This is a genomic window from Ruminococcus gauvreauii, assembly GCF_025151995.1.
Classification (GTDB): Bacteria; Bacillota; Clostridia; order Lachnospirales; family Lachnospiraceae; genus Ruminococcus_G; species Ruminococcus_G gauvreauii.
Map to the genome: position 1 here is coordinate 3,033,528 of NZ_CP102290.1, position 23,281 is coordinate 3,056,808.

General features: G+C 45.9%; 21 protein-coding genes. 19 read left to right on the forward strand and 2 right to left on the reverse strand.

Annotated elements, in window-relative coordinates; translation table 11 throughout:
* Positions 1–65 precede the first annotated feature (65 nt).
* Positions 66–1,073 (reverse strand): sugar ABC transporter substrate-binding protein, encoded by a 1,008-nt coding sequence (locus NQ502_RS14400; RefSeq protein ID WP_028530229.1) that lies wholly within the window; start codon positions 1,071–1,073, stop codon positions 66–68.
* A gap of 312 nt (positions 1,074–1,385) precedes the next feature.
* Here NQ502_RS14400 and NQ502_RS14405 point away from each other — a divergent pair, with 312 nt between their 5' ends.
* Both NQ502_RS14405 and NQ502_RS14410 read left to right on the forward strand, forming a co-directional pair.
* Positions 1,386–2,225 (forward strand): AraC family transcriptional regulator, encoded by an 840-nt coding sequence (locus NQ502_RS14405; protein ID WP_028530230.1) that lies wholly within the window; start codon positions 1,386–1,388, stop codon positions 2,223–2,225.
* Between the two features lie 223 nt (positions 2,226–2,448).
* Entirely contained in the window at positions 2,449–3,294 is an 846-nt protein-coding gene (locus NQ502_RS14410; RefSeq protein ID WP_083963529.1) for a sugar phosphate isomerase/epimerase family protein, read from the forward strand.
* Positions 3,295–3,456: 162 nt separating this feature from the next.
* Here NQ502_RS14410 and NQ502_RS14415 read toward each other — a convergent pair whose 3' ends face one another.
* On the reverse strand, positions 3,457–4,341 hold the full coding sequence (locus tag NQ502_RS14415) for an AraC family transcriptional regulator (protein ID WP_028530232.1): 885 nt from the start codon (positions 4,339–4,341) through the stop codon (positions 3,457–3,459).
* 240 nt (positions 4,342–4,581) lie between these two features.
* Here NQ502_RS14415 and NQ502_RS14420 point away from each other — a divergent pair, with 240 nt between their 5' ends.
* The 17 genes from NQ502_RS14420 (at position 4,582) to NQ502_RS14500 (ending at position 23,251) form a co-directional block, all read left to right on the forward strand.
* Positions 4,582–6,003 carry an MFS transporter gene (locus tag NQ502_RS14420; RefSeq protein WP_049898495.1) on the forward strand — a complete coding sequence of 474 codons (1,422 nt, stop codon included), beginning with the start codon at positions 4,582–4,584 and terminating at the stop codon, positions 6,001–6,003.
* Positions 6,004–6,452: 449 nt separating this feature from the next.
* Positions 6,453–7,487, forward strand: a complete 1,035-nt coding sequence (locus NQ502_RS14425) for a type II glyceraldehyde-3-phosphate dehydrogenase (protein ID WP_028530234.1) — start codon at positions 6,453–6,455, stop codon at positions 7,485–7,487.
* A gap of 33 nt (positions 7,488–7,520) precedes the next feature.
* Entirely contained in the window at positions 7,521–8,771 is a 1,251-nt protein-coding gene (locus NQ502_RS14430) for a phosphoglycerate kinase (RefSeq protein ID WP_028530235.1), read from the forward strand.
* A gap of 9 nt (positions 8,772–8,780) precedes the next feature.
* Positions 8,781–10,031, forward strand: a complete 1,251-nt coding sequence (locus NQ502_RS14435; RefSeq protein ID WP_028530236.1) for a nickel-dependent lactate racemase family protein — start codon at positions 8,781–8,783, stop codon at positions 10,029–10,031.
* Between the two features lie 32 nt (positions 10,032–10,063).
* Positions 10,064–11,239, forward strand: coding sequence for an NAD(P)-dependent malic enzyme (locus tag NQ502_RS14440; protein WP_028530237.1), 1,176 nt, complete (start codon positions 10,064–10,066; stop codon positions 11,237–11,239).
* Positions 11,240–11,363: 124 nt separating this feature from the next.
* Positions 11,364–12,203, forward strand: coding sequence for a transketolase (locus NQ502_RS14445; RefSeq protein ID WP_028530238.1), 840 nt, complete (start codon positions 11,364–11,366; stop codon positions 12,201–12,203).
* 14 nt (positions 12,204–12,217) lie between these two features.
* Positions 12,218–13,183: a transketolase family protein gene (locus NQ502_RS14450; protein ID WP_028530239.1), complete on the forward strand. Its 966-nt coding sequence runs from the start codon at positions 12,218–12,220 to the stop codon at positions 13,181–13,183.
* Positions 13,184–13,212: 29 nt separating this feature from the next.
* A complete protein-coding gene (locus NQ502_RS14455) occupies positions 13,213–14,025 on the forward strand; it encodes a methyltetrahydrofolate cobalamin methyltransferase (protein ID WP_260046565.1) in 813 nt (270 codons plus the stop codon).
* A 103-nt stretch (positions 14,026–14,128) separates the two neighbouring features.
* A complete protein-coding gene (locus tag NQ502_RS14460; protein ID WP_240288941.1) occupies positions 14,129–14,767 on the forward strand; it encodes a corrinoid protein in 639 nt (212 codons plus the stop codon).
* A 323-nt stretch (positions 14,768–15,090) separates the two neighbouring features.
* Complete coding sequence (locus NQ502_RS19365; protein WP_242830310.1) at positions 15,091–15,480, forward strand: hypothetical protein; 390 nt, start codon at positions 15,091–15,093, stop codon at positions 15,478–15,480.
* Between the two features lie 71 nt (positions 15,481–15,551).
* Positions 15,552–15,980: a hypothetical protein gene (locus NQ502_RS14470; protein WP_242830311.1), complete on the forward strand. Its 429-nt coding sequence runs from the start codon at positions 15,552–15,554 to the stop codon at positions 15,978–15,980.
* A gap of 246 nt (positions 15,981–16,226) precedes the next feature.
* Positions 16,227–17,231 carry an AraC family transcriptional regulator gene (locus tag NQ502_RS14475; RefSeq protein ID WP_028530268.1) on the forward strand — a complete coding sequence of 335 codons (1,005 nt, stop codon included), beginning with the start codon at positions 16,227–16,229 and terminating at the stop codon, positions 17,229–17,231.
* Between the two features lie 204 nt (positions 17,232–17,435).
* Complete coding sequence (locus tag NQ502_RS14480; RefSeq protein ID WP_028530269.1) at positions 17,436–18,464, forward strand: zinc-dependent alcohol dehydrogenase; 1,029 nt, start codon at positions 17,436–17,438, stop codon at positions 18,462–18,464.
* 18 nt (positions 18,465–18,482) lie between these two features.
* Entirely contained in the window at positions 18,483–19,994 is a 1,512-nt protein-coding gene (locus tag NQ502_RS14485) for a sugar ABC transporter ATP-binding protein (protein WP_044983640.1), read from the forward strand.
* A complete protein-coding gene (locus NQ502_RS14490; RefSeq protein WP_049898502.1) occupies positions 19,981–20,949 on the forward strand; it encodes an ABC transporter permease in 969 nt (322 codons plus the stop codon). The genes NQ502_RS14485 and NQ502_RS14490 overlap by 14 nt, the downstream gene beginning before the upstream one ends.
* A 73-nt stretch (positions 20,950–21,022) precedes the next feature.
* Positions 21,023–22,156 (forward strand): sugar ABC transporter substrate-binding protein, encoded by a 1,134-nt coding sequence (locus NQ502_RS14495; RefSeq protein WP_028530272.1) that lies wholly within the window; start codon positions 21,023–21,025, stop codon positions 22,154–22,156.
* Between the two features lie 117 nt (positions 22,157–22,273).
* The gene (locus NQ502_RS14500) at positions 22,274–23,251 is read left to right on the forward strand and encodes an AraC family transcriptional regulator (RefSeq protein ID WP_028530273.1); all 978 of its coding nucleotides are present in this window, start codon (positions 22,274–22,276) and stop codon (positions 23,249–23,251) included.
* Positions 23,252–23,281 lie beyond the last annotated feature (30 nt).

Sequence of the window (23,281 nt, forward strand, 5' to 3'; positions counted from 1 at the left end):
TAAGTCCCTCCTCCCTTTTGACGGAGACCGGGTATCCTGATTCTGACAGAATACCCGGCTCGTTATTAACTGAGAAAATCCTTATAATTCTCGCTGTCGATGACCTGGATACCGGGATTGATGTACGTATCATATGTTTTACCGTCGAGTGAGCCCAGTCCACACGCAAATCCTTCACTGCCCATCTCATACGGTTTCTGCCCGATGATCATTTCGATTTCACCTGTTTCTACCAATTCAATCGCTGATTGGAATCCATCAAAACCACAGATTTTTATTCCATCAGCACCTGCGCTCTCGATTGCCTGAGCGGCTCCGACTGCCATAGAATCAGAGGTAACCATTACGGCGTTTATCTGACCGGGATATTTTGAGAGAAATGATTCCATGGTATTGGCTGCCTTATCAGTTTCGCAGTTCGCATCCTGAACTTCCAGAACGTTCATGCCGGATTCTTCCAGGGCAGTTTTAAGACCGTCGGTCCTGCTTTCGTGGTTCACATCACCGAGTTTACCGCGAAGTATGACAACATTTGATCCTTCTTCCAGCCTTTTGGAAAATTCTAATGCCCCATCATACGCTGCCTGATAATTATCGGTGCCAATAAAGGTCACCTTATTTTCAAAGGAAGGGCAATCAGTATCGACCATCACGACTTTGATTCCGGCATCGGCTGCCTGTCCCAGAACGCCTTTCAGGGCATTTTCTTCCTGGCATGCACACAACAGAATGTTGGTTCCGTTCGAGATCATATCTTCGATCGCTGTAACCTGCTGCATGGAATCGGATTCGCTTGTTGAGGCTACTGCCTTAATATTGGCTTCCGGAACACCCGCTTTAATAGCGGCTTCTGTGGCGCCCTTGACTACTGAATTCTGAAACTCGTCCGAAGATTTCATGACAATTCCGACTTTTAAGTCAGAAACTGCGGTATCCGAATCATCAGAAGCTGAGGTGTCTTCAGTTGTCGATGAACTGTCGGCAGTTTTGGCATTTTTATCGCTGGAACCGCAGGCAATTAACGAGAATGCCATTGTAATCGCTAACATTGTACTAATCATTTTTCTTTTCATAGTGAGTTCTCCTTCGCATTGAATATAGTTTTTGCAGCCGTCCCTGAATGTTACAGTTATATTTTAATCATAATTACTATGTGATAGTTATAGTTTTCTTGTTAAAGATTTCAGTATTTTTGCAATGATTTCGGCTGTTCTTCCGGCGTTTTGTACTGTTTTTTGTGCATTCTTGCTTAAAAAACAAATTGAGTAATTTAAAAACAGTGAAAACTGATATATAATAAACTCATAGATGCTGTCCCTGTATTGACTGCTTATTCTGCGGGAATAAGATTTTTATCCAAGACAAGGGCGGCACGGGAGGGAATTATGGATAAAAAAGAATTGTCGATTCATGCGCGGTTTTCCAGGCTTCATTATGTTGACCGGGATTACCATTTTAACCACTCTCAGCTTCTTCACAGCCATGAAGACTGCCTGGAGCTGCTGTATATCATGACTGGCGAGGGACAGTATATCGTTGGGGGAAGGCAGTGGCCTGTACATAATGGTAATCTGGTGATTTGCAATGCAGGGGTCCTTCATGGGGAAACGTATTTCTCTGCAAATAATATGGAGACTTACTGCTGTGTTCTCGAAAATGTATCCGTTGAGGGGCTGTTGGGCGATGATTTTCTGAGCATGACACAAAATCCGATTTTGAATTTCGTGGAAGAGCGTCAGTGTGTGGAACACCTGATTCTTGCGCTGGCATCTCTGAATCCGGAGGCGGCGGCCTTTTCGAAAACGCGCGATCTGCTCGCGGAAACGATACTTAACATTGTCTGTGAAAAGCTTCTGCAGCGGCACCAGGAGGATACGGTTCTTCATAAGAATGTTGATGATTTTATTGATATGGTAATAAAGTATCTGGAAACCTACTATAAAGAGGCGATCACACTGAGCGATCTTGGGAATAAGTTTCATGTCAGCCATTATTATCTGTCGCATATTTTTAAGGAGCAGACAGGATACTCTCCCATGAAATATGTGGCTCAGCTCAAAATTGGGGAGGCACAGAAGCTGCTGATGAATACGGATAAGTCTATCGGGTCTATCAGCGAAGAACTGGGATTTAATGACAACAGCCATTTTAATGTGATGTTTAAAAAATATACCGGGCTGTCGCCGACAGAATACCGTCAGTACTTTAAGAACACGACAGTATAACGGACTGTCGCCGCCTGTGTGGAATACTCCAGGAGCAAGAAAATACATATTTAGAAAAAACACAGTTGGAGATCGCTGATATGTCTGTAAAAATATGACACGATTTAGCTAACTGATCTGTTAATTTTTGGTTAAAATAGAATCAGCAGCCATTCCGAATGATTAATGCAGTGAATAATATGACAATTTATGCCGCCGGAGATGGCGGCGGAGCGGAGATGATATGATGAAACAGATTAAAATTGGAGCATGTGACTGGGGGCTTCCGGGTGCAGGACTGTATGCTGCTGCGATTGCCGCCTCCGTTGGACTGGATGCATTGTCTTTGCGGATCGGATTATATGAGAATGATTATCCGCTGACACATCCGGACATGCAGAAAATCTACCTGGAAGAACAGCAGAGATACGGGATCGAATACTGTGCGATTGCGTTGAATGATTTTGATAATATTCCTATGCATGCGAGTAAGAGTACCAGAGAGTATGAGATTGTATGGGATTTGCTGAAGCGCGCGGTTGTTACAGCGAGAGTGTTAGGGGTTTCGGTGATTCAGGTGCCGGGATTTGGAAAAAGTGAAGTGAAGACAGAAGAGGATATGGAGAACAGTGCGGCAGCTTTTCAGTACTTATGTGATGCTGCGGGCGAATATGGCATAAATGTCGCCAGCGAGAATCTGATGAGTCCCCGGGAATTCAAAGCGTTTTATGAGTGCGTGGGCCGGAAGAACTTTTCCCTTTATTATGACAGCCAGAATTACCATCTGTTTCGCGGCTATGATCAGATCGAGATCCTGAATGAGCTGTATCCGTATATGTGTGATCAGCTGCATGTGAAAGACGGACAGGATGCCATGAGCGGTGCGGTTCTGGGGAAAGGTGACTCAGGATTCCATGAAGCGATGAAGTGGCTGGGGCGGAATGGGTATACGGGATATATTCTTCTGGAAAATTACTATGATCAGCTTCCTCTGCGATTAAATGCCCGGAATCCGTTTGATTTACTGCGTGAAGATGCCGGGGTTCTGAAAAAAGCAATCGAAAACAACTGGCAGGGAGAAAGAAACTGATATAAGGCTTCTGGGATGAGATGATTCTTCATCGCAGAAGCCTTATTTATAATCTGAATTTTGCTTTTATCTTTGGAAGAAGCTAAATAATATCCGTCAGGAGGATATGTAACACGGCATTTTAAAGGTAAGCATGTAGAGGTAGATACTTTTTGTACGGGTTTAATCCGTTAACTCGTCTGAAGGGTCCCGCAAGGTGTATTTTTTTCGGTAGGACAGCGGGGAGAGTCCTACGTATTTTTTGAACTGGACGTTAAAGTGGCTTAAGTTGTCAAAACCGACCATGGACGCGATTTCCGTAATGGATTTCTGCGACATGATCAGCAGCGACTGTGCCTCTCCGATCCGGCGCCTTACGATATAATGGATCGGGGAGTAGCCCAGTTTCCGCTTGAACAGGTGTGACAGATAGGACGGGCTGATAAAAAACTGGTCGCTGATCTTCTGGAGGGTCAGGTCTTCGGAATAATTCTCATCAATATATTGCTTGATGTCCTTTAACAGAGGATCTTCCTTTGAGTGTTCAGTGTTTGGCTGTCCGTACTGTTTGAATGCATGGATCAGCAGGGACAAAAGAGCCTGCGTCAGATACTGATTGGTTTCCTGCTGCTCCTCACTGTCGAAAGCGACGGAATCGAAAATGGTCTGGAAGATCGCATCCATGAGGACAAAATGTTTCTCGACTTTCAGAACCGGTTTGATATCAGCTGAGATCAGATGATTTTCGGGGAGTCCCTCCAGCTGAAGGTTGTCAATGGCGATAGAGAGCATGGAAAGTTCACGATTATACTGAGGGACTTCATCGTGCAGGACGCCCGCATTACAAATGATAATATTGCCGGCTTTCACGTCATAATATTCATCGTCCACAACGTAAGACCCCGATCCTGTCCGAATGAACAGAAGTTCCAGCCTGTCTTTGTGATTGTGCAGAATCCGGGAGTGCTGGCTGAAACCGATGGTAATATGGCTGGCCGACAGAAGGCGCGGCATTTTCCCGTCTTTGAATGAAGGTGTAAAAGAATTTTTCGCAAAACATTGTATCATGACGTTCCATCCTTTCTGTGTCTTATATGGTCATTATATAGTATTGGTTTTGTAAAATCCAGAAAAAATATCATAATTTTATGTTGCATGTCGAAACCGTTTGATTTAGAATAGTGTCGTATGATGTAAAAAAAGGAGGAACTTATTTCATATTCTGAACTTTTAAAACTGAATAGCGTAAATCATATGGCGTTTGTAGGAAAGAGGGCATATCCCTCAAAAGGGTTGAGGAGAATTATTATGAAGAGAGATATGATAAAAGTGGGTTTTGGAAAAAAACACTTTGCAAATGAGGATGATGAATACGCAGAGGTGTCCTGGAAAGAAAAACTTTCTTTCTGTTTTGGGGACCCTGCATTAACGATAGTATACACGTTGACTACAACGTTATTGATTTATTATTATACAAATGTCATTGGGATTTCTGCGGGGATTGTCGGTATTATCATGCTGATATCGCGTATCTTTGATGGCTTTTCGGATTTTATCATGGGTATGATCATCGACCGTACGCATTCTGAATATGGGAAAGCCAGGATCTGGATTCTCAGGCTTGCTATTCCGTATGCGGTGATGGCGGTTCTGCTGTTTACTGTGCCGCCGGTGGGAGTTACCGGTCAGACGATCTATATTTTTCTGACGTATAACCTGATGAACACCGTGATATACACGGGAATCAGCCAGCCGTTCCATACGCTCGGCTCCAACATGACCAGAAACCGGAATGAACGCGAGACCATCTGCAACATCCGTATGGCACTGTCCATTACGGGAAGTATGATCATCACGGCATTGACGCTGCCGCTGATCAACAAAGTGGCTGCTCTGACCGGGAATGAACAGATGGCATGGATTCTGGTGACGGCAGCTTATGCATTGTTATCTGTGTTGATCCTGTTTAATACATTTTCGAGCACGCGTGAGCGTGTACGCATTTCTGAAAAGGCGGAAGATAAGATATCTGCGGGCAAGGCGCTGAAGCTTCTGGTTAAGAACCGCTATTTCCTGATTTCACTGGGACTGATGCTGTTCTACACGGTTTATCAGATCATAATAGGAACGGATCTGACCTATTACTGCCAGTATATTCTGGGGAATGTTGATCTGGTGATGCCGATTTCGCTTGCAGAAAAGATTCCGATGGTTATCGTGATCCTGTGTCTGCCGGTCCTGCTTCCGCGATTTGGAAAGAGAAATCTGATCGTCGGGGGCTGTATCCTGGGTATTATCGGACAGATTATCTTTATCGGAAATTATACAAGTGTGCCGCTTGCTATTATCACTGCGGCAATGCGCGGAGTTGGGATGTCGTTCTTTTACGGCGTGAGCTTTTCGCTGCCGAGTGACGCGATCGAATACGGTCAATGGAAACTGGGAGCCAGGGTGGAAGGTCTTATGTTTGCATCTATGTCTGTGGGTCAGAAGTTTGGCTCGGGAATTACGAGTGCCGTGCTCGGCATGTATTTTGCGAAAGCGGGGTATGATGGGACAATGGCAGTGCAGAATGCCGCAGCCAATGCGGCAATATCGAATGCTTATCTGTATGTGCCGATCGCCGTTTGGGTGATTATGCTGGTGATCGCATGTTTTTACGGCCTCGATAAGAATTATAACCGCATGATGAGTGAACTCGCAGAGCGGGAGGCTCAGGGGAGGATTTAAAAGCAAAAGAACATTAAATACATTATACATAAGCCGTTATATGAAACCATTCAGTTTAAGATATTGAAATTTAAGATGTCGAAATAAGTAGAATAAGGTCTGCCAAGGTCAGTTCTGACCGGGCAGGCCTTTCCCTGTGTAAAACAAAACCAAAAAAGGGCAAAAAAAATCAAAAAAAGTCACAAACAACTATAAGTGATTAACACGGACGCGTTGTAAAACATGCAGTAAAATTCACCATTTTTCGGCATGGCTGCTTGTGGAATTCAGCCAAATAAACTGTTGACATGGAAAGGGGGACAGAATATAATATTAATAGCGTACAACGATTGAAAATCGGAGTATTATCAGATAAAGGACAGGCGTAAAGCGCTAGGATTTGCGCCGGATATAGATGATAATACAGTACGGATATTGTTGTAAATTATTTTAAGGAGGAAGTTTTTAAAATGGGAAAAGTTAAAGTTGGAGTAGCAGGTTATGGTACCATCGGACAGCGTCTCGCTGACGGTGTTGCACTTCAGGGCGATATGGAGCTGGTAGGTGTTGCGGATTTTGCGCCGACATTAGCTGTACGGGCACTGAAAGAAAAAGGCATGCCTTATGATTTATATCTGGTTGATGGTGCTGACAAAGCAGCTTTCGACAAATATAATATCCCGGTAGCCGGAAGCTTTAATGATTTGGTAGACAAAGTAGATATTATGCTTGACTCTTCACCGGCAGGTGTAGGAGCAAAAAACAAAGAAATCTATGCTGCAAAAGGTGTAAAAGCTATTTTCCAGGGCGGCGAGAAAAATGACGTTGCTGACGTTTTCTTCCATGGTTATGCTAACTTTGAAAAAGGTGTTAATAAAGATTACCTGAAACTGACATCCTGTAATACAACTGGTCTGATCCGTACTGTAGACTGTCTGGACCGTGCATACGGCATTGAAAAAGTTGCGATCACTATCGTACGCCGTGTTGCTGACCCGGGCGATTACAACCGCGGACTGACAAATGCACTTCAGGTAGAGAAAGCTCCTACTCATCAGGCAGTTGACCTTATGACGATCATGCCGCATGTTGATGCGACAGGTATCCTCGTACATACACCGGTAACACACGGACACTTCATTACTGTAGTAGCAACAGGAAAAGAAAAGATCACAAAAGAAATGGCTCTGGAAGCATTCGAGAAACATCCTCGTATCCGTGTCGTAACACTGGAAGAAGGCTTTATGGGCAACGCATCCTTCTTCAAATATGCGCGTGATCTCGGACACACAAGAGGCGATATGTACGAAATCGGTCTGTGGGCTGACAGTATCGTAGAGACTGGAAACGATATCATGTTCGGAATTCATATCCCACAGGAATCCGTAACGATTCCGGAGACAATGGATGGTATCCGTGCAGCTTGCGGAATGCAGATGACACGCGAAGAAGGTACCGCAGAAACAAACAAATACCTGAACATCGGTGCTTTTAAAAACCTTTAATCAGAATAGTTTGAATTTGCGGGGGAAAATTAAATGCGTTTCGGAATAAAAACATTAGATGAATATGATTTAAAAGGAAAAACAGTGCTCTGCCGTGTAGATATGAACCAGCCGGTCGATAAAGCGACCAATACGCTGAAGAGTATCAACCGTATTCAGGCCTGTGTTCCTACTATTAAAGAGATGGTGGACAAGGGTGCGAAAGTCGTACTGATGGCCCATCAGGGAAGTGATATCGAGTATAAAAACTTTTATACCACGGAACCTCATGCAAAGGTTTTGACCGAACTTTTAGGTCAGCAGGTCAAATTTATTGATGACGTATGCGGACCGGCTGCCCGCAAAGCAATTGCCGATTTGCAGGAAGGGGAGATCCTTCTGCTGGACAACGTCCGTTTTGTATCGGAAGAGCAGACGTTGTTTGAATTGAAACTGAATCTGTCCCATGAGGAGCAGGCGCAGACCCTTATGGTGCGCAAGCTTGCCCCTCTGGGTGATCTTTATGTGTGCGATGCGTTTGCCGCCGCACACCGTGATCAGCCGTCGCTGTGCGGTTTTGAACAGGTAATGCCATCAGCAATGGGAAGGCTGTTCGAGGAAGAATACTGCGCGGTTTCCCAGGTCATGGAAACTCCGGAGCGCCCATGCGTGTTTGTGCTGGGCGGTGCTAAGATTTCAGACGCTTTTATGATGATGGAGACTGTTCTCAGCCGCGGTATTGCAGACAAAGTGCTGACAGGCGGACTCGTGGCGAATATCCTGCTGGCAGCGGCAGGTGAAGAAATCGGTAAAGGCAGTATGGACTTTATCGTGAAGTCCAACTACGCAGACTGGATCGAGAAAGCAAAACCTCTTTATGAACAGTATAAAGATAAGATTGTGCTTCCGTGTGATCTCGCTTACGTAGAAGGCGGAGAAAGAAAAGAAGCAGGTGTTGGTTCGATACCGGCCCATGCAGGGCTTGTGGATATCGGGCACAAAGCATCCGATGAATATCAGAAGATTATTCTTGGTGCGAAGACCGTATGCGTAAACGGACCAATGGGGATCTTTGAAGAAGAGATCACCGAGTACGGTACGAAGATGGTTTGGGAAGCTCTGGCAAAAACAGAGGGATATACTCTGATCGGCGGCGGCGACAGTGTGACCGCTACGGAAAAATATGATCTGAAAGATCAGATGTCCTATATCTGTACGGCGGGAGGCGCGCTCATCAGATTCCTTTCGGGAGAAGAACTTCCGGTTGTAAAGGCGCTGCGCCATGCTGCAAAAACGTTTGCTTAGGAGAATAATATGAAATTAGAATTTGGTTTTGGAACTACGGTTCAGACAGTGGAGCTTCCGGACGAAAACGTCATGGATGTGCTGCACGCAAACCAGGTTGAACATGAACTGATGGGTGAAGAGGAAGTGCGTCGGGCACTTTCTCAGCCTGTTGGCGCACCACTTCTTTCTGAGGTGGTAAAACCGGGTGAGAAAATTGCAATCGTTACCAGTGATATCACTCGACCGATGCCTACGTATGTTGTGATGCCTCCGCTTCTGGATGCATTGTATGATGCGGGGATTAAAAAAGAGGATATTACGCTGGTATTTGCGCTTGGAAGCCACAGAATGCATACTCCGGAGGAGATGAAGAAGCTGGCTGGAGAGCGTGCATATGAAGAAATCACCTGTATGGACGGTGATGCTTCGGACTGCGTACATATGGGTACTACTTCACATGGAACTCCGGTCGATGTCGTGCGTGTTGTTGCGGAGGCGGACAGGAGAATCTGCCTGGGCAATATCGAATACCATTACTTTGCCGGATACAGCGGGGGAGCCAAGGCCATCATGCCGGGCGTATCCACTCGGGACGCGATTCAGTCCAATCACAGTCAGATGGTGAAACCGGAAGCATGTGCCGGAAGGCTGGAGGGCAATCCGGTTCGTGAAGATATAGAGGAGGCCGGACAGATCTGCGGTATTGATTATATCGTGAATGTTGTACTGGACGAACATAAAAAAGTGATTATGGCTGCTGCCGGCGATGCTGTGAAAGCACACAGAGAAGCCTGCAGGTTCCTGGACAGGATCTACAGAAAAGAGATTCCCGAGAGGGCTGATATCGTGCTGGTGTCACAGGGCGGAGCTCCGAAGGATCTGAATCTGTATCAGACACAGAAAGCGCTGGATAATGCAAAACATGCCGTCAAAAAGGGCGGAATTATTATATTGATCGGATCCTGTAAAGAGGGGCTTGGTGAGCATGTATTTGAGGAGTGGATGACAAAGTCACCATCAGCCGAGTCCATGATCCCACGGATCCAGGAGGACTTCCAGCTGGGAGGACACAAGGCCGCTGCGATTGCCATGGTATTGGAAAATGCAGAGATTTATCTTGTATCTGATCTGGAAGATGATTTTGTGCGCGGGATTTTCCTGGAGCCGAAAGCATCCGCACAGGAAGCGCTGGACTGTGCCTTCGAAAAGCTTGGAAAAGATGCCAAAGTACTGGCAATGCCGTACGGAGGATCCACACTCCCTTTTGCAGCGGAGTAGAATAAACAATAAAAATAGGAGCGTATACAATTATGGATTATGCAAAAGAGTCCCTGAGACTTCATGATGAGTGGAAGGGAAAAATTGAAGTGGTTTCAAGAGTACCGGTAGCTACCAAAGACGATCTGTCTCTGGCATACACACCGGGTGTTGCACAGCCGTGTCTGGAAATCCAGAAGGATGTGGATAAGAGCTACGACTACACAAGACGTCATAATATGTGCCTTGTTGTAACTGACGGTACAGCCGTTCTGGGACTGGGAGATATCGGACCGGAAGCAGGTATGCCGGTTATGGAAGGCAAATGCGTGCTGTTCAAGGCGTTTGGTGATGTAGATGCGTTCCCGCTGTGTGTTAAGAGCAAAGATGTAGATGAGATTGTTAATACAATCTATATGATCTCAGGAAGCTTCGGCGGCGTTAACCTGGAAGACATTGCAGCTCCGAGATGTTTTGAGATCGAGAAAAAACTGAAAGAAAAATGTGATATTCCGATTTTCCATGATGATCAGCACGGTACTGCCGTCATCACACTTGCTGGCGTTAAAAATGCACTGAAACTGGTTGGCAAAAAGATCGATGAGATCAAGGTTGTTGTCAACGGTGCGGGTGCTGCTGCAATTTCCATCACAAAACTGCTGCTTTCCGCAGGGGTGAAACATGCGGTTCTGTGCGACAGAAAAGGTGCGATCTATGAAGGAAGAGCGGAAGGCATGAATCCGGTTAAAGAAGAGATGGCGAAAATCACAAATGCCGAGAAGAAAGCAGGCACGCTGGCGGAAATGCTGGTTGGTGCGGACCTGTTCATCGGTGTAAGTGCACCGGGCATGGTTACAACGGATATGGTTAAGACCATGAATAAAGATGCGATCATTTTTGCATGTGCAAACCCGACTCCGGAAATCTTCCCGGACGATGCAAAAGCAGGCGGTGCAAGAGTTATCGCGACAGGAAGAAGTGATTTCCCGAACCAGTGCAATAACGTACTCGCATTCCCGGGTATTTTCCGCGGAACATTCGACGTGCGCGCAAGAGATATCAATGACGAGATGAAGATTGCTGCAGCTGATGCGATCGCCGGACTGATCAGCGACGAAGAGCTGAATGAAGAATATATTCTTCCGGCACCGTTTGATCCGCGTGTTGGTAAAGCGGTAGCAGCAGCAGTAGCAGAAGCAGCTAGAAAATCTGGTGTAGCCAGGATATAGAAATTATGAGCGCGTAGCAGCGAATAATTTCGCTACGGATTGTCCTTCTGGACAAACCGGTTCCATCAGGTACAAGCGCGTAGCAGCGAATACAAATAAATATAATAGTTGAGGAGAAAAGAACATGGATGCTGAATTAAAGAAAAGCTTACAGAAGTTTGCAACCGAGATTCGTATCGGCACCGTTGAGTCCATTAAATCCCGTGGATTTGGTCATATCGGCGGAGCTTTGAGCGTATGTGACGCATTGTCTGTACTTTACGGATCACAGATGACTGTAGACCCGAAAAACCCGAAAATGCCGGAGAGAGACAAACTGGTTTGCTCTAAGGGACATGCAGGTCCGGCTATCTATGCAACACTGGCGTTAAAAGGATTTTATCCATATGATGAGATCAAAACGCTGAATCAGCCCGGAACAAATTTCCCAAGCCACTGCGACTGCAAGAAGACGCCTGGTATCGATATTACAACAGGTTCTCTCGGACAGGGCACTTCACTGGCTGACGGTATCGCACTTGCAGACAAATTAAAAGGCAGGGACTGCCGTACCTTCCTGATCGTTGGTGACGGTGAAATCAATGAAGGACAGTGCTGGGAAGCATTTATGTTTGCGGCAGCTAAAAAACTGTCTAATCTGGTTGTTCTGGTTGACAACAACAAGAAGCAGCTGGACGGCTATGTGGCAGACGTACTTCCGACAGGTGATCTGGGCGCCAAAATGGCTGCTTTCGGATTCGAGACTGTAACAGTCAACGGAAACGACGTTGAAGCTCTTTATGATGCACTGGAAAATACGAAAAAGGGCGGGGATAAACCGTACGCGATCGTTATGGACACTGTAAAAGGTGCAGGTGTAAAAGAGATCGAAGAGACTATGGGCAATCATAGTATGGCTGTAGGCGCTGATAAGTTTGACGAATGGTTAAGCGAGTTGAATGAAAAACTTGCTGCTATGGCATAAGCGGAGGGAAAGAGATGAAGATAGTATATAATGGTGAAATGGAATCCCGCGCATTCAAGGATATTCTTGGAAAAGAGATTCCTGCATTAGCAGAAAAGGATCCTGACGTTATTTATCTGGATGCAGACCTTATGAGCTGTATCGGAACTGCAAAATGGGGCGCTGCCAATCCTGACAGAGCGATCAACTGCGGTATCGCAGAGGGCAACATGATGGGAGTCGCAGCTGGACTGGCTTCTCAGGGATTTAAACCGATTGCACACACATTCGGACCGTTTGCATCCCGCCGCTGCTTTGACCAGGTGTTCTTGTCTGCAGGATACACAGGAAATGATATCACTGTAATCGGAACTGATGCAGGTATCTGCGCAGCTTTCAACGGCGGAACACACATGCCGTTTGAAGATATGGCACTGTACCGTGCAATCCCGACAGCCACTGTTATCGATATCGCTGATGCAAATCAGCTGACTAGCGTTCTGCATCAGGTAAACGATATCGAGGGTGTAAAATATATCCGCTGCGGACGTAAAATGGCTGCAAAAGTTTACGGCGACGGCGAAGAGATGCCGATCGGCAAGGGTATTACTCTGCGCGAAGGCAAAGATGCCGTTGTATTTGCAACAGGCATTATGATCCACGAAGCATTCATGGCAGCTGAAGAGCTGGCAAAAGAAGGCATCGAGATCGCGATCGTAGATATGTTTACGGTAAAACCTCTTGACAAAGAGTGTGCACTGAAATATGCAAAAGAGACCGGTGCTGTCGTGACAGCAGAGAACCACAACAAAATCGGCGGTCTGTTCAGCGCGGTGACGGAAGCTCTGGCAACGGAAATCGAGGTTCCGGTTGAATATGTTGCTGTAGAAGATGTATATGGTGAAGTTGGTCCTCAGGATTACCTGAGAGAGAGATTTGATCTGACTTCTGATCATATCGTTAGAAAAGTGAAAAAAGCAATTTCTCGCAAAGCTAAATAAGAAAATACTTTTAGGAGGGTTTACCCGGCATGATTATTATTGGTGAAAAGATCAATGGTTCCATTCCATCCATGGCGAAAGCAATCGCGGCACGTGATGAAGAATGGATCAAAGATATCGCAAAAAAAGAGGCAGAGGCAGGCGCAACATTTATCGATGTGTGTGCATCTGTTGACGAAGCAGTAGAAGTTGAGACGCTGAAGTGGATGATCGGTCTCGTGGAGAGCGTAACAGATCTTCCGATCGCAGTGGACAGCCCGAGTGCAAAAGTGCTGAGCGAAGCATATAAATGCTGCAGCAGACCTGGTATCATCAATTCCGTATCCATGGAAGGTGATAAAATTGATGAGCTGTTCCCGATCGTGGCAGCTAATCCGGGCTGGGAAGTAGTTGCACTGCTGTGTGATGACACCGGAATCCCGCGTACGGCTGAGAAGAGGCTGGAAGTATTCGGTAAGATTATGGAGAAGGCGAAAGAGTACAATATCGATCCGAGCAGGATCCATATTGATCCGCTGATCGAAATGCTTTGTACATCGGAAGATGGCATCGCAATGATCACAGAGGTGATCAGCACGATCCGTGCGCAGTATCCGACCATACATATCACAGCGGCAGTCAGCAACATCTCCTTTAACCTGCCGGCAAGAAAACTGGTGAACCTTGGATTTACCGTACTTGCGATGAACGCAGGACTCGACAGCGCGATCCTTGATCCGCTGAACAGGGATATGATGGGACTCATCTATGCGACAGAGGCGCTTCTGGGACTGGATGATTACTGCATGGAATACATCGGAGCTTACAGGGAAGGCCTGATCGGACCGGTACAGAAAGCATAATAAAAAGCATCAGTGGTGATGTAATCGGAGGATAAGTTTTGAGGAAGACTTATCCTTCGGTTTAAATATCAAAACATTATTTAAAGAAGCGGAGGAATTTAACATGTCACCAAAAATTCAGGAAGTTGCAGATTTAGTAGCAAAGGGAAAAGCAAAATTAGTTGGACCGGCTGTACAGGCAGCATTGGATGATGGATGTGATCCTACAGAGATCCTGAACGGCGGAATGATCGACGCAATGGCAGTTGTCGGAGAGAAATTCAAAAACAACGAGATCTTCGTACCGGAGATGCTGGTAGCAGCAAGAGCAATGAAAAAAGGTGTAGAAGTACTGAAACCACATCTTTCAGCAGGAAGCACAGGAGCAATGGGAAAACTGATCATCGCAACAGTAGCAGGCGACCTTCATGATATCGGAAAGAACCTGGTAGCGATGATGATCGAAAGTGCAGGATTCGAAGTGATCGACCTCGGAGTAGACGTTCCGATCGAGAAAATCATCGAGTGCTACAAAGCAAACCCGGATACAAAGATTGTATGCCTGTCCGCACTGCTGACAACAACAATGCCGTCCATGAGAGACACCGTAGCAGCGCTGAACGAATCAGACTTCAGAAGCAACATCAAGATCATGGTAGGCGGAGCACCTATCACACAGGAATTTGCTGATGAAATCGGAGCTGACGGATATTCAGAGGATGCAGCTTCAGCAGCTACTCTTGCAAAAGAATTGGTAAAATAATAACTGAAAAGATAATCATCAAACCCTTAATGCCGCGACTTCATAAAAGTCGCGGCGTTTTAATTGTATAGATATTAGAAAAGAACCTCTCTGCCTATTTAAGGAAAAACCAGATTCTGCGATTATGTTAAACGGGAACTACTTGACAGTTTTTGTCATAATCTTATATTAGGGTGGCCGTGAACATCAGCGGCGAGACTGACTGTACATGGGCATTCCTGATATTTAACGCGCATATGAGTTTTGAATATGTGTGCAGGAGGATTCTAATATGAATATAAATAATAACAATTGCAAGAATGAAAGACTGAATAGTAATAGTTGTGAGTGCTGTAAATGTGGATGCTGCCGGGGCCCGCAGGGTATACCGGGCCCACAGGGAGAAGCTGGTCCGCAGGGAGAACCTGGCCCACAGGGAGAAGCCGGTCCGCAGGGAGAAGCTGGTCCGCAGGGAGAAGCTGGTCCTCAGGGAGAACCTGGCCCACAGGGAGAAGCTGGTCCGCAGGGAGAACCTGGCTCACAGGGAGAAGCTGGTCCGCAGGGAGAACCTGGTCCGCAGGGAGACCCCGGCCCACAGGGAGAAGCTGGCCCACAGGGAGAACCTGGTCCACAGGGTGAGCAGGGACCGGTCGGAACCTTTAATCCAGGAGATGTTTTATTTTATATCAATGGCAACGGCGGCCCAATACCTATCAGGTTCGGAGAAGACTTAAATTTTATATCGCCGAATTTAGGTATGTTCTTATCCGATTATCCGGCAACTGTTGAAATCGCTGGAAGAGAAATGGAAGCAGCGTTCGGAGGCCTTTATTCCAACACTGTTCAGTCGTTTGATTTTTCTGCCAGCGATCAGGTGGAACAGGTACAGCTCAGTAATTATATGCCCTTTTTCAATGTTGGAGCAAACCAGAATGAGATGCAAATTTATATACCGGGTGAATATGAAATCAATTATATGATCCGCATCGCCCCAGTTGAGGGAACCGATCAGACAATTTCTGCGGGGGTACGGCAAAACGGAACTTTTATTGACTCCACATTGCAATACAGCACACTTTCTACAACTGACACTACGATCCTGCAGGGCAGCGTCATTGAATTTCTGAGCGGTCAGGTTGATCTGGCATTTTATTCTACCAGCGCTGCAGTCTTTGACTTGGCTTCATTTACAAATGCCACGCTTACAGTAAAACGTATTTCACCATTTTCATAAAGAACCGGTTGCATGAAGGTTTTCTTTAAGAACAGAAGGCCTGAGACTTCATTGAACATTTGAGAGTACAAACCGACAGTAGTTTTGAAAGAAGTCGATTGCCATACAGCGATCGATTTCTTTCGAAATTCATGATTCATATGCCATATATGAATAAATGTTCTTGACTCTTGAAATTTTAAGATAATATGGTATAATCTAGTATATATTCTTATAATAAAACTAATTTTTGCGGGGGGGGTATATTTGGACAAGTTTCAGATAAATGTACCGCTACAGGAGTTTGATGAAGAGCGCTGGGTGATGTCAGAGCGCGATGGCTATATGAGATTTATGACACAAGATTCCAGCAATATTTCAGTAACAACCTGGAATCACCTGGGAATCGGCATGCACAGCCATGCATTTTACGAATTTGCGCTGCTGACACAGGGAAGCTGTGTGCACAGTTATCGGGGGATTGACGTGCCTCTGATTCCAGGAGATGTTTTCCTGATAGCGCCACATGAATTTCATGGATATGCAACTCAGATGCCGATTGAAATCATCAACTGTCAGTTTTATGGGGAAAGCTTGAATGACGAATGCAGTCAGATGCTGGAGAAGGTCAGCGGCGAACAGGAAATCCTGTATGATGAGTTTGAACTGAAAAAGCGTTGGAATGAACTGCTCCAAAATGTTTCCGCCTATGCCGAAATTGCATGTGAGGGACATGAGCAGAACCGTCAGAATAGTCTGAACAGACAGGGGGTCATACACCTTGAGTCGGAGGAACGGCGGGATGCAGAGTATCTCCTGCAAAGAATGATGCGTGAACAGAGAAGAAAGGAACAGGGATTTGCAAATGTGAAATCGGCTTGTCTTCAGATGATTCTGGTGATGCTTCAGCGAATTCAGAACAGACGTTTTCAGAAACTGACACAGCATCAGGATGACAGGCGGGAACAGATTTATCGGGCAATCAATTACATGGAAGAACATCTTGCTGAAAAGATCGACCTGACAGAACTGGCTAAAAAAAGCTATTGGAGTGAAGGATATTTCCGGTCTATATTTAAAGATGTGACAGGGCTGCCGCCTGTAGAATATCTTAACCGTCTCAGAATCGTAAAATCACTTGAGTACATGGAAAAGGATCATCTGATGATTTCGGAGGCGGCGGAAAAGGTAGGAATCTATGATCCAAGTTATTACAGCAGGCTGTTTAAAAAGGTGATAGGATATTCGCCACGTTATTTTAAAAGGATATGAGATGAAGGATGGAAGCTGATGCGGACGAAGCACAGCTTCTATTTTTTTGCGCTGTATTACCGCATGATGCAAACATCTGCAAAAAGTCCAAGTTAATCTTTGAAAAGTCCTAAAAAAACAAAAATTCACATGATATACTGCTTTTATAAGAAAAATATACATATTTTAAATGAAAGACAAAATATTCAGGGAGGAAATTTGAAGTTGAAGAGAACAATTGCTTACTTAGTTGAACCAAAAAGATTTGAACTGTTTAATGAAGAGCTGCGGCCGATAGCAGATGATGAGATGCTGATTCAGACGATCTCTTCCGGACTGTGTCATTCGGATGTGAACGTGTATATGGGAAAAGCCAATATCGTATACAATAAATACGGCAATATGTGTATGGGAGATATGGAATATCCGGTTGCATTTGGTCACGAACCGATAGGTATTGTCGTTGAGACGGGAAAGGATATTAAAAAGTTTAAAAAGGGTGATTATGTCTCAGGTCCGACGCTTCTGCAGGGGGCATTTGCAACCTACATTATCGTGAAAGAAATACAGATGGCAGGGATTCCGGAAGGAACCAGGAACATCGAGAAATGCCTGGTTGAGCCGATGCAGTGCTGTGTGAATATCGTCCGTGCGGCGAACCCACAGTTTTATGATACCTGCGCCGTCATCGGATGCGGAATTATGGGACTGATGACGATCGGCGGCCTGAAAAACAGCGGGGCAAAGGAAATCATTGCAATCGATTTTGATGATGGCAGACTGGAGCATGCAAAAAAACTCGGAGCGACATTGCTGATCAATCCGGACAGGCAGGATCTGGATGAAATCATTTATGAAACCACAGGAAATCGCGGTGTGGATGTTGTGATTGAAATTACCGGAAGTCTCGGGGGACTGAAGACTGCATCCCAAATTGTTCGAAACGCAGAATTCTTCGGAGCGCTGTCAGGCGGAAAAATTTTAATACCTTCCATGTATGGAAAGACAGAGATGTGGGATGCAGAGACGGGTTATAACCTGATGATCAAATCCGCACAGCTGCATTCTGTTCATCCCTGGTATTCTTCAGATCTGGAAAGAGATCGGGAGATAGCGGTTCAGGCGTATATTGATAAAGTGATGCCGATCGATGAATATGTAACGCACGAGTTTAAACTGGAGGATATCAACGAGGCATTTGAGGTTATGACTGGAAAAGACCCCGCTTATATCAAAGGTGCCATTCGATTCTAATTGTTGAGGAGGGATAAGGTGGAGAAGAAAAAAATAGCGTTGGAGCTAAAGCATATTTCCAAGTCATTCCCGGGTGTAAAGGCGCTTGACGATGTCAGCTTTGCCGTGGAGGAGGGCAGTGTTCACATTCTGGTAGGGGAGAATGGTGCGGGAAAATCTACGCTTATCAAGATCATTAATGGCATGTATACTGCGGACCAGGGAGAGCTCTGTGTATTTGGTGAAAAAATCACAACACATAATCCCAGATATATGAAGGAAATCGGTATTGCGACGATACATCAGGAATTGAATCCTGTTCCTGACCTGACGATTGCAGAGAATATTTTTCTCGGCCGTGTGCCGACTCGAGGACCTAAAATTGTCGATAAAAAGCGTATGGTAAAAGACGCACAAAAGCTGATTGATGATCTGGGATTCCACTATGACGCCAGACGGATCATGAGGTCGCTCACGGTTTCCGACATGCAGATCATTGAGATCATTAAGGCGATTTCCGTGAACGCCAAAGTGATTATCATGGATGAGCCGACATCCTCCATTACGGAGTCGGAGGTAGCAGTTCTGCATGAGCAGATACATAAGCTGAGAAAAATGGGAATCAGCATTATCTATATCTCACACAAGCTGGAAGAGATCAGACAGGTGGGCGACAGAGTTACAGTCATACGTGACGGCAGGGTGATATCCTCACACGGTGTTGATGAGCTGACGACAGAAGAGATTATCACGAAAATGGTTGGACGCAGGATGGATCATGTTTATCCCATCAAAGAATCCGGTATAGGGAAAGCACTCTTCGAAGTTAAAAATTTTACACAGCCGAAAATTTTTCATAATGTGACGTTTACCCTTCACAAAGGCGAGATCCTCGGGATGGCGGGACTTGTAGGAGCGGGACGTACAGAGGTAGTGAGAGCGATATTCGGACTCGATCCGCATGAGACCGGAGAACTCTATATCAACGGGAGACAAATCGAGATCAGAAAAGTATCCGATGCTATAAAAGAAGGGATCATTATGCTGTCTGAAGACAGGAAGCTGGAAGGGCTGGTATTGATCCGCTCCATTGCTGAGAACATCGGACTGCCCAACCTTAAGAGGTACAGAGGATTTCTGCTCAACAAGAAGCTGGAGAGGCAGGATGCCGAGGAGATGAAGAAAAAACTGGCGATCAAGACACCTACGATCCACACGGAGGCGCAGAGTCTCTCCGGGGGAAACCAGCAGAAGGTAGTCATCGCAAAATGGCTTCTTCAGGATCCGCTGGTATTTATCATGGATGAACCGACCAGGGGAATTGACGTCGGCGCCAAATATGAAATTTATAAGATTATGTGTGATCTGGCCGCACAGGGTGCCGGAGTTATCATGATCTCATCGGAACTTCCCGAGATTATCGGCGTCTGTGACCGGACGCTTGTCATGGCGGAAGGCAGGATAACCGGAGAGGTTGCACGAAAAGATTTCTCACAGGAGAGAATTATGAGTTTTGCGTTAGGAGGGGCGGCTGTCAATGGAAAAGATTAGAGAAAAAAAGCAATTCAGTATTGGTGAGTTTTATAACAGATTTGGTATATTCCTGGTATTTTTGCTCATGTTTATCGTGTTTTCGATATGGAACCGGTCGTTTCTTTCCGGGATGAATGTCAGGAATATTCTGAGGCAGATTGTGGTTATCACGATCATGGCGTGTGGTGAGCAGCTGATGATCATCTGCGGAATGATCGATCTCTCGGCTTCGCGTGTTCTCGCCTGTGCCGGTACACTCGCCGCATACGTGGTTCTTGTAACCGGCAATCTGTTTCTGGCAATTGGTGTAGGAGTCCTGGTAGGTCTGTTATTCGGTGCTTTCAACGGATTTGTTATCACATTTTTTGACATTCCGCCGTTTATCGGCACCCTGGCATCGATGATGGTTGCAGAAGGTGCGATCATGGCGTTTACAGGAGGTCAGAACTACTCGAATCTGGGAGCTGCGTTCCAGTTTATCGGACAGGGATATGTCGGACCGATTCCATTTCCGGTCTTCATCATGGCATTTATACTTTTGATCACATATTACATCCTCTCATGGACGCCTATCGGGCGTGCCATGTATGCCGTCGGCGGCAATACGGCTGCAGCAAGGGCATCCGGCATCAACGTGCGTTTTACAAAGTTTTTTGCTGCTGCGTTTGCCGGAGTGATGTCAGGTATCGCAGGTATCGTGCTGATGTCACGCATGAACTCCGGTCAGCCGGCTGCTGCTGAGAGTTATGAGATGGATGCCATCACGGCTGTTATCATCGGCGGGACCAGCATGTCAGGCGGTACGGGAACTATCGTAAACACGATTGTCGGTTCGCTGATCATCGGCATCATCAAAAACTTTATGAATCTGCAGAACATCAATGCCTCTTATCAGAAAATCGTGCTGGGCCTGCTGGTTATGATTGCAGTTATCATCGATATTCAGGTACGCAAATCCAGATCAAAGGGTTAAAGAAAGTGATGAAATAAACCCAACATCATATGATTTCATTTATAAAGTAAACAAAAAAAGGAGGAAAACCAAAATGAAGAAACTTTTAGCAGTGCTTTTGACGATGGGACTGGTGCTGGGCATGACGGGATGTTCTGGCGGATCGGGAGGAACAGCCGGCGGTGCGGCGGGTGATGATCCCGCGTTAAGTGAAGGAATGGAAACAACAGAGAGCTCGGGCAAGGTGGAAACAGATATTAAGGTTTCGGAAGACAAGATCCAGGCAGCGTCAGAAGAAACACTCGGAGACTGGGAGGTTGCTTATACGGAAAAATACGCACCCAGCGGAGAAGAGGAGTACACATGGGGATTCATTGACATGGGTTTTGAAGATACCTTTACGACGAAGATCCGAAATACCTTCGTGAGCTATTGTGAGAAGAATTTTCCGAATGTGAAGGTTCTCGAGGCGGATGGTGAACTGGACCCCAATGTTCAGCTCCAGCTTGCCGAAAACTTTATCGCCCAGGGCGTAGACTGTATCATCATCATACCACAGGATGCAGACGGCTGTGTGGGGGTAGTGGACACCTGTATGGCGGAGGGGATGCCGCTTGTCTGTCTGAACTCCGTCATTCACAGCGACCACCTGGAAAAGGAAATCGGTTATGTCGGATCCTCCAACTATGAGGCGGGCAAGCTTCAGGCTGAATGGCTGATTGAAAACGTGGATGATACAGATCCGGTTGTCATGTGCTATCAGAAAGGCTCTGACGGATATGATCATTCTGCACAGCGCCACAACGGTCTCTTTGAAACTCTTGATGCCGCAGGGTATAACTATGACCTCAAGGCGGTGCTGATCTCTGAATATATGAGGGATATTGCCATGACAAACGCGGAGGACTGGATCACTTCATTTAGTGATGAAGTACAGGTGATCCCGTGCTGTAATGACGAGAGTGCGATGGGTACACTCCAGGCTTATCAGGCGGCAGGTCTTGCCGATAAGGTTAAGATTTTAGGTATCGATGCAAATCAGGACTGTCTGAAAGAGGTGAAAGCGGGTAATATTGCCTGCACAGTATTCCAGAACGCGATGGGGCAGGCAAAGTGGGGGGCTGTCTCTGCATACGATGCATGTGTGAACGGAAAGAAAGAGACCGTCAGCTTCTCGATTCCGTTTGAAACAGTAGATGCAAAAAATGTTGAAGAGTATCTGGATTAATTGCTGGCGGTTAATCAGTTGATTTGGTAAAATAATAGACACAGCTTCCCGTGAGGGGAGTTGTGTCTTTTGAATGCTGTACACGGATGAATAAATGACAAAGCGGAGTGATGAAAAATGGATATATGGGACGAAAACGGCTGGATGGTGCCCTGTCATGACGGCTACCTGGAATTTCCAAGGCAGGACAGCAGCGGAATCGCTGTGACAGTGTGGAATCACATGGTTTCCGTGAAACCGCACCGACATAACTTTCTGGAATTTGCACTGATTACCAAGGGGTGCTGCATCCATGTATACAAGGGGGTTCAGGTGCCCCTGATCCCGGGGGACGTATTTCTGATTGAACCCGGTGAAGAGCACAGTTATGAGATTCAGGCTCCGATTGAACTGATCAACTGTCAGTTTTTTTCGGAGGAACTGAGCCGGGAATGCAATGAGATGCTGGAAGGTGTGAAACAAAGGAATGATATCGTATATGAGAAGAGAGAAATACAGAACAGGTGGAATGAGCTGATCCGGGGATTGTCAGATTCGGAGGAGGACTGGATCTACCAGTCGCGGCAGAGTAATCTGAACCGGCAGGGGATCATTCATTTGAACATGAAGGAGCGAAGCGTGATCGAGTACCTTATGAACAGCATGATGGAGGAGCAGGAAAACCGCGAGGAGGGCATGGAGCAGATCAAGATGGCCTGCCTTCAGATGATACTTGTGAAATTCAGGCGGATTCAAAGGCGCCAGTTTGAGCAGAGCAGCCACCACAAGGACTGCCGAAAAGAAAAGATTTATGAAATACTGGCTTACATGGAGACGCATATTGCGGAAGAGCTGGATTTTAATCAGATGGCAGACAGCGCATACTGGAGTGTCGGATACTTCCGGTCAGTATTCAAGGATGTGACGGGGCTCACGCCGACAGAATACCTGAACAGGCTGAGAATCCTGAAGTCGCTGGAGTATATGCAGAAAGAAAACTTAAATGTGTCGGAGGCAGCGGAGCGAGTCGGGTATTACGATCCCGCATATTTCAGCCGGCTGTTTAAAAAGATCATGGGATATTCACCCAGATATTTTAAAAAGATACAGGATTGATCAACAGAAAAATCTGTGTTTTGTCCAAGT

Coding starts and splice junctions, on each gene's coding strand:
- NQ502_RS14400 (WP_028530229.1), bottom strand. CDS start 1,073: ATGAAAAGAAAAATGATTAGTACAATGTTAGCGATTACAATGGCATTC.
- NQ502_RS14405 (WP_028530230.1), top strand. CDS start 1,386: ATGGATAAAAAAGAATTGTCGATTCATGCGCGGTTTTCCAGGCTTCAT.
- NQ502_RS14410 (WP_083963529.1), top strand. CDS start 2,449: ATGATGAAACAGATTAAAATTGGAGCATGTGACTGGGGGCTTCCGGGT.
- NQ502_RS14415 (WP_028530232.1), bottom strand. CDS start 4,341: ATGATACAATGTTTTGCGAAAAATTCTTTTACACCTTCATTCAAAGAC.
- NQ502_RS14420 (WP_049898495.1), top strand. CDS start 4,582: ATGAAGAGAGATATGATAAAAGTGGGTTTTGGAAAAAAACACTTTGCA.
- NQ502_RS14425 (WP_028530234.1), top strand. CDS start 6,453: ATGGGAAAAGTTAAAGTTGGAGTAGCAGGTTATGGTACCATCGGACAG.
- NQ502_RS14430 (WP_028530235.1), top strand. CDS start 7,521: ATGCGTTTCGGAATAAAAACATTAGATGAATATGATTTAAAAGGAAAA.
- NQ502_RS14435 (WP_028530236.1), top strand. CDS start 8,781: ATGAAATTAGAATTTGGTTTTGGAACTACGGTTCAGACAGTGGAGCTT.
- NQ502_RS14440 (WP_028530237.1), top strand. CDS start 10,064: ATGGATTATGCAAAAGAGTCCCTGAGACTTCATGATGAGTGGAAGGGA.
- NQ502_RS14445 (WP_028530238.1), top strand. CDS start 11,364: ATGGATGCTGAATTAAAGAAAAGCTTACAGAAGTTTGCAACCGAGATT.
- NQ502_RS14450 (WP_028530239.1), top strand. CDS start 12,218: ATGAAGATAGTATATAATGGTGAAATGGAATCCCGCGCATTCAAGGAT.
- NQ502_RS14455 (WP_260046565.1), top strand. CDS start 13,213: ATGATTATTATTGGTGAAAAGATCAATGGTTCCATTCCATCCATGGCG.
- NQ502_RS14460 (WP_240288941.1), top strand. CDS start 14,129: ATGTCACCAAAAATTCAGGAAGTTGCAGATTTAGTAGCAAAGGGAAAA.
- NQ502_RS14470 (WP_242830311.1), top strand. CDS start 15,552: ATGGAAGCAGCGTTCGGAGGCCTTTATTCCAACACTGTTCAGTCGTTT.
- NQ502_RS14490 (WP_049898502.1), top strand. CDS start 19,981: ATGGAAAAGATTAGAGAAAAAAAGCAATTCAGTATTGGTGAGTTTTAT.
- NQ502_RS14495 (WP_028530272.1), top strand. CDS start 21,023: ATGAAGAAACTTTTAGCAGTGCTTTTGACGATGGGACTGGTGCTGGGC.
- NQ502_RS14500 (WP_028530273.1), top strand. CDS start 22,274: ATGGATATATGGGACGAAAACGGCTGGATGGTGCCCTGTCATGACGGC.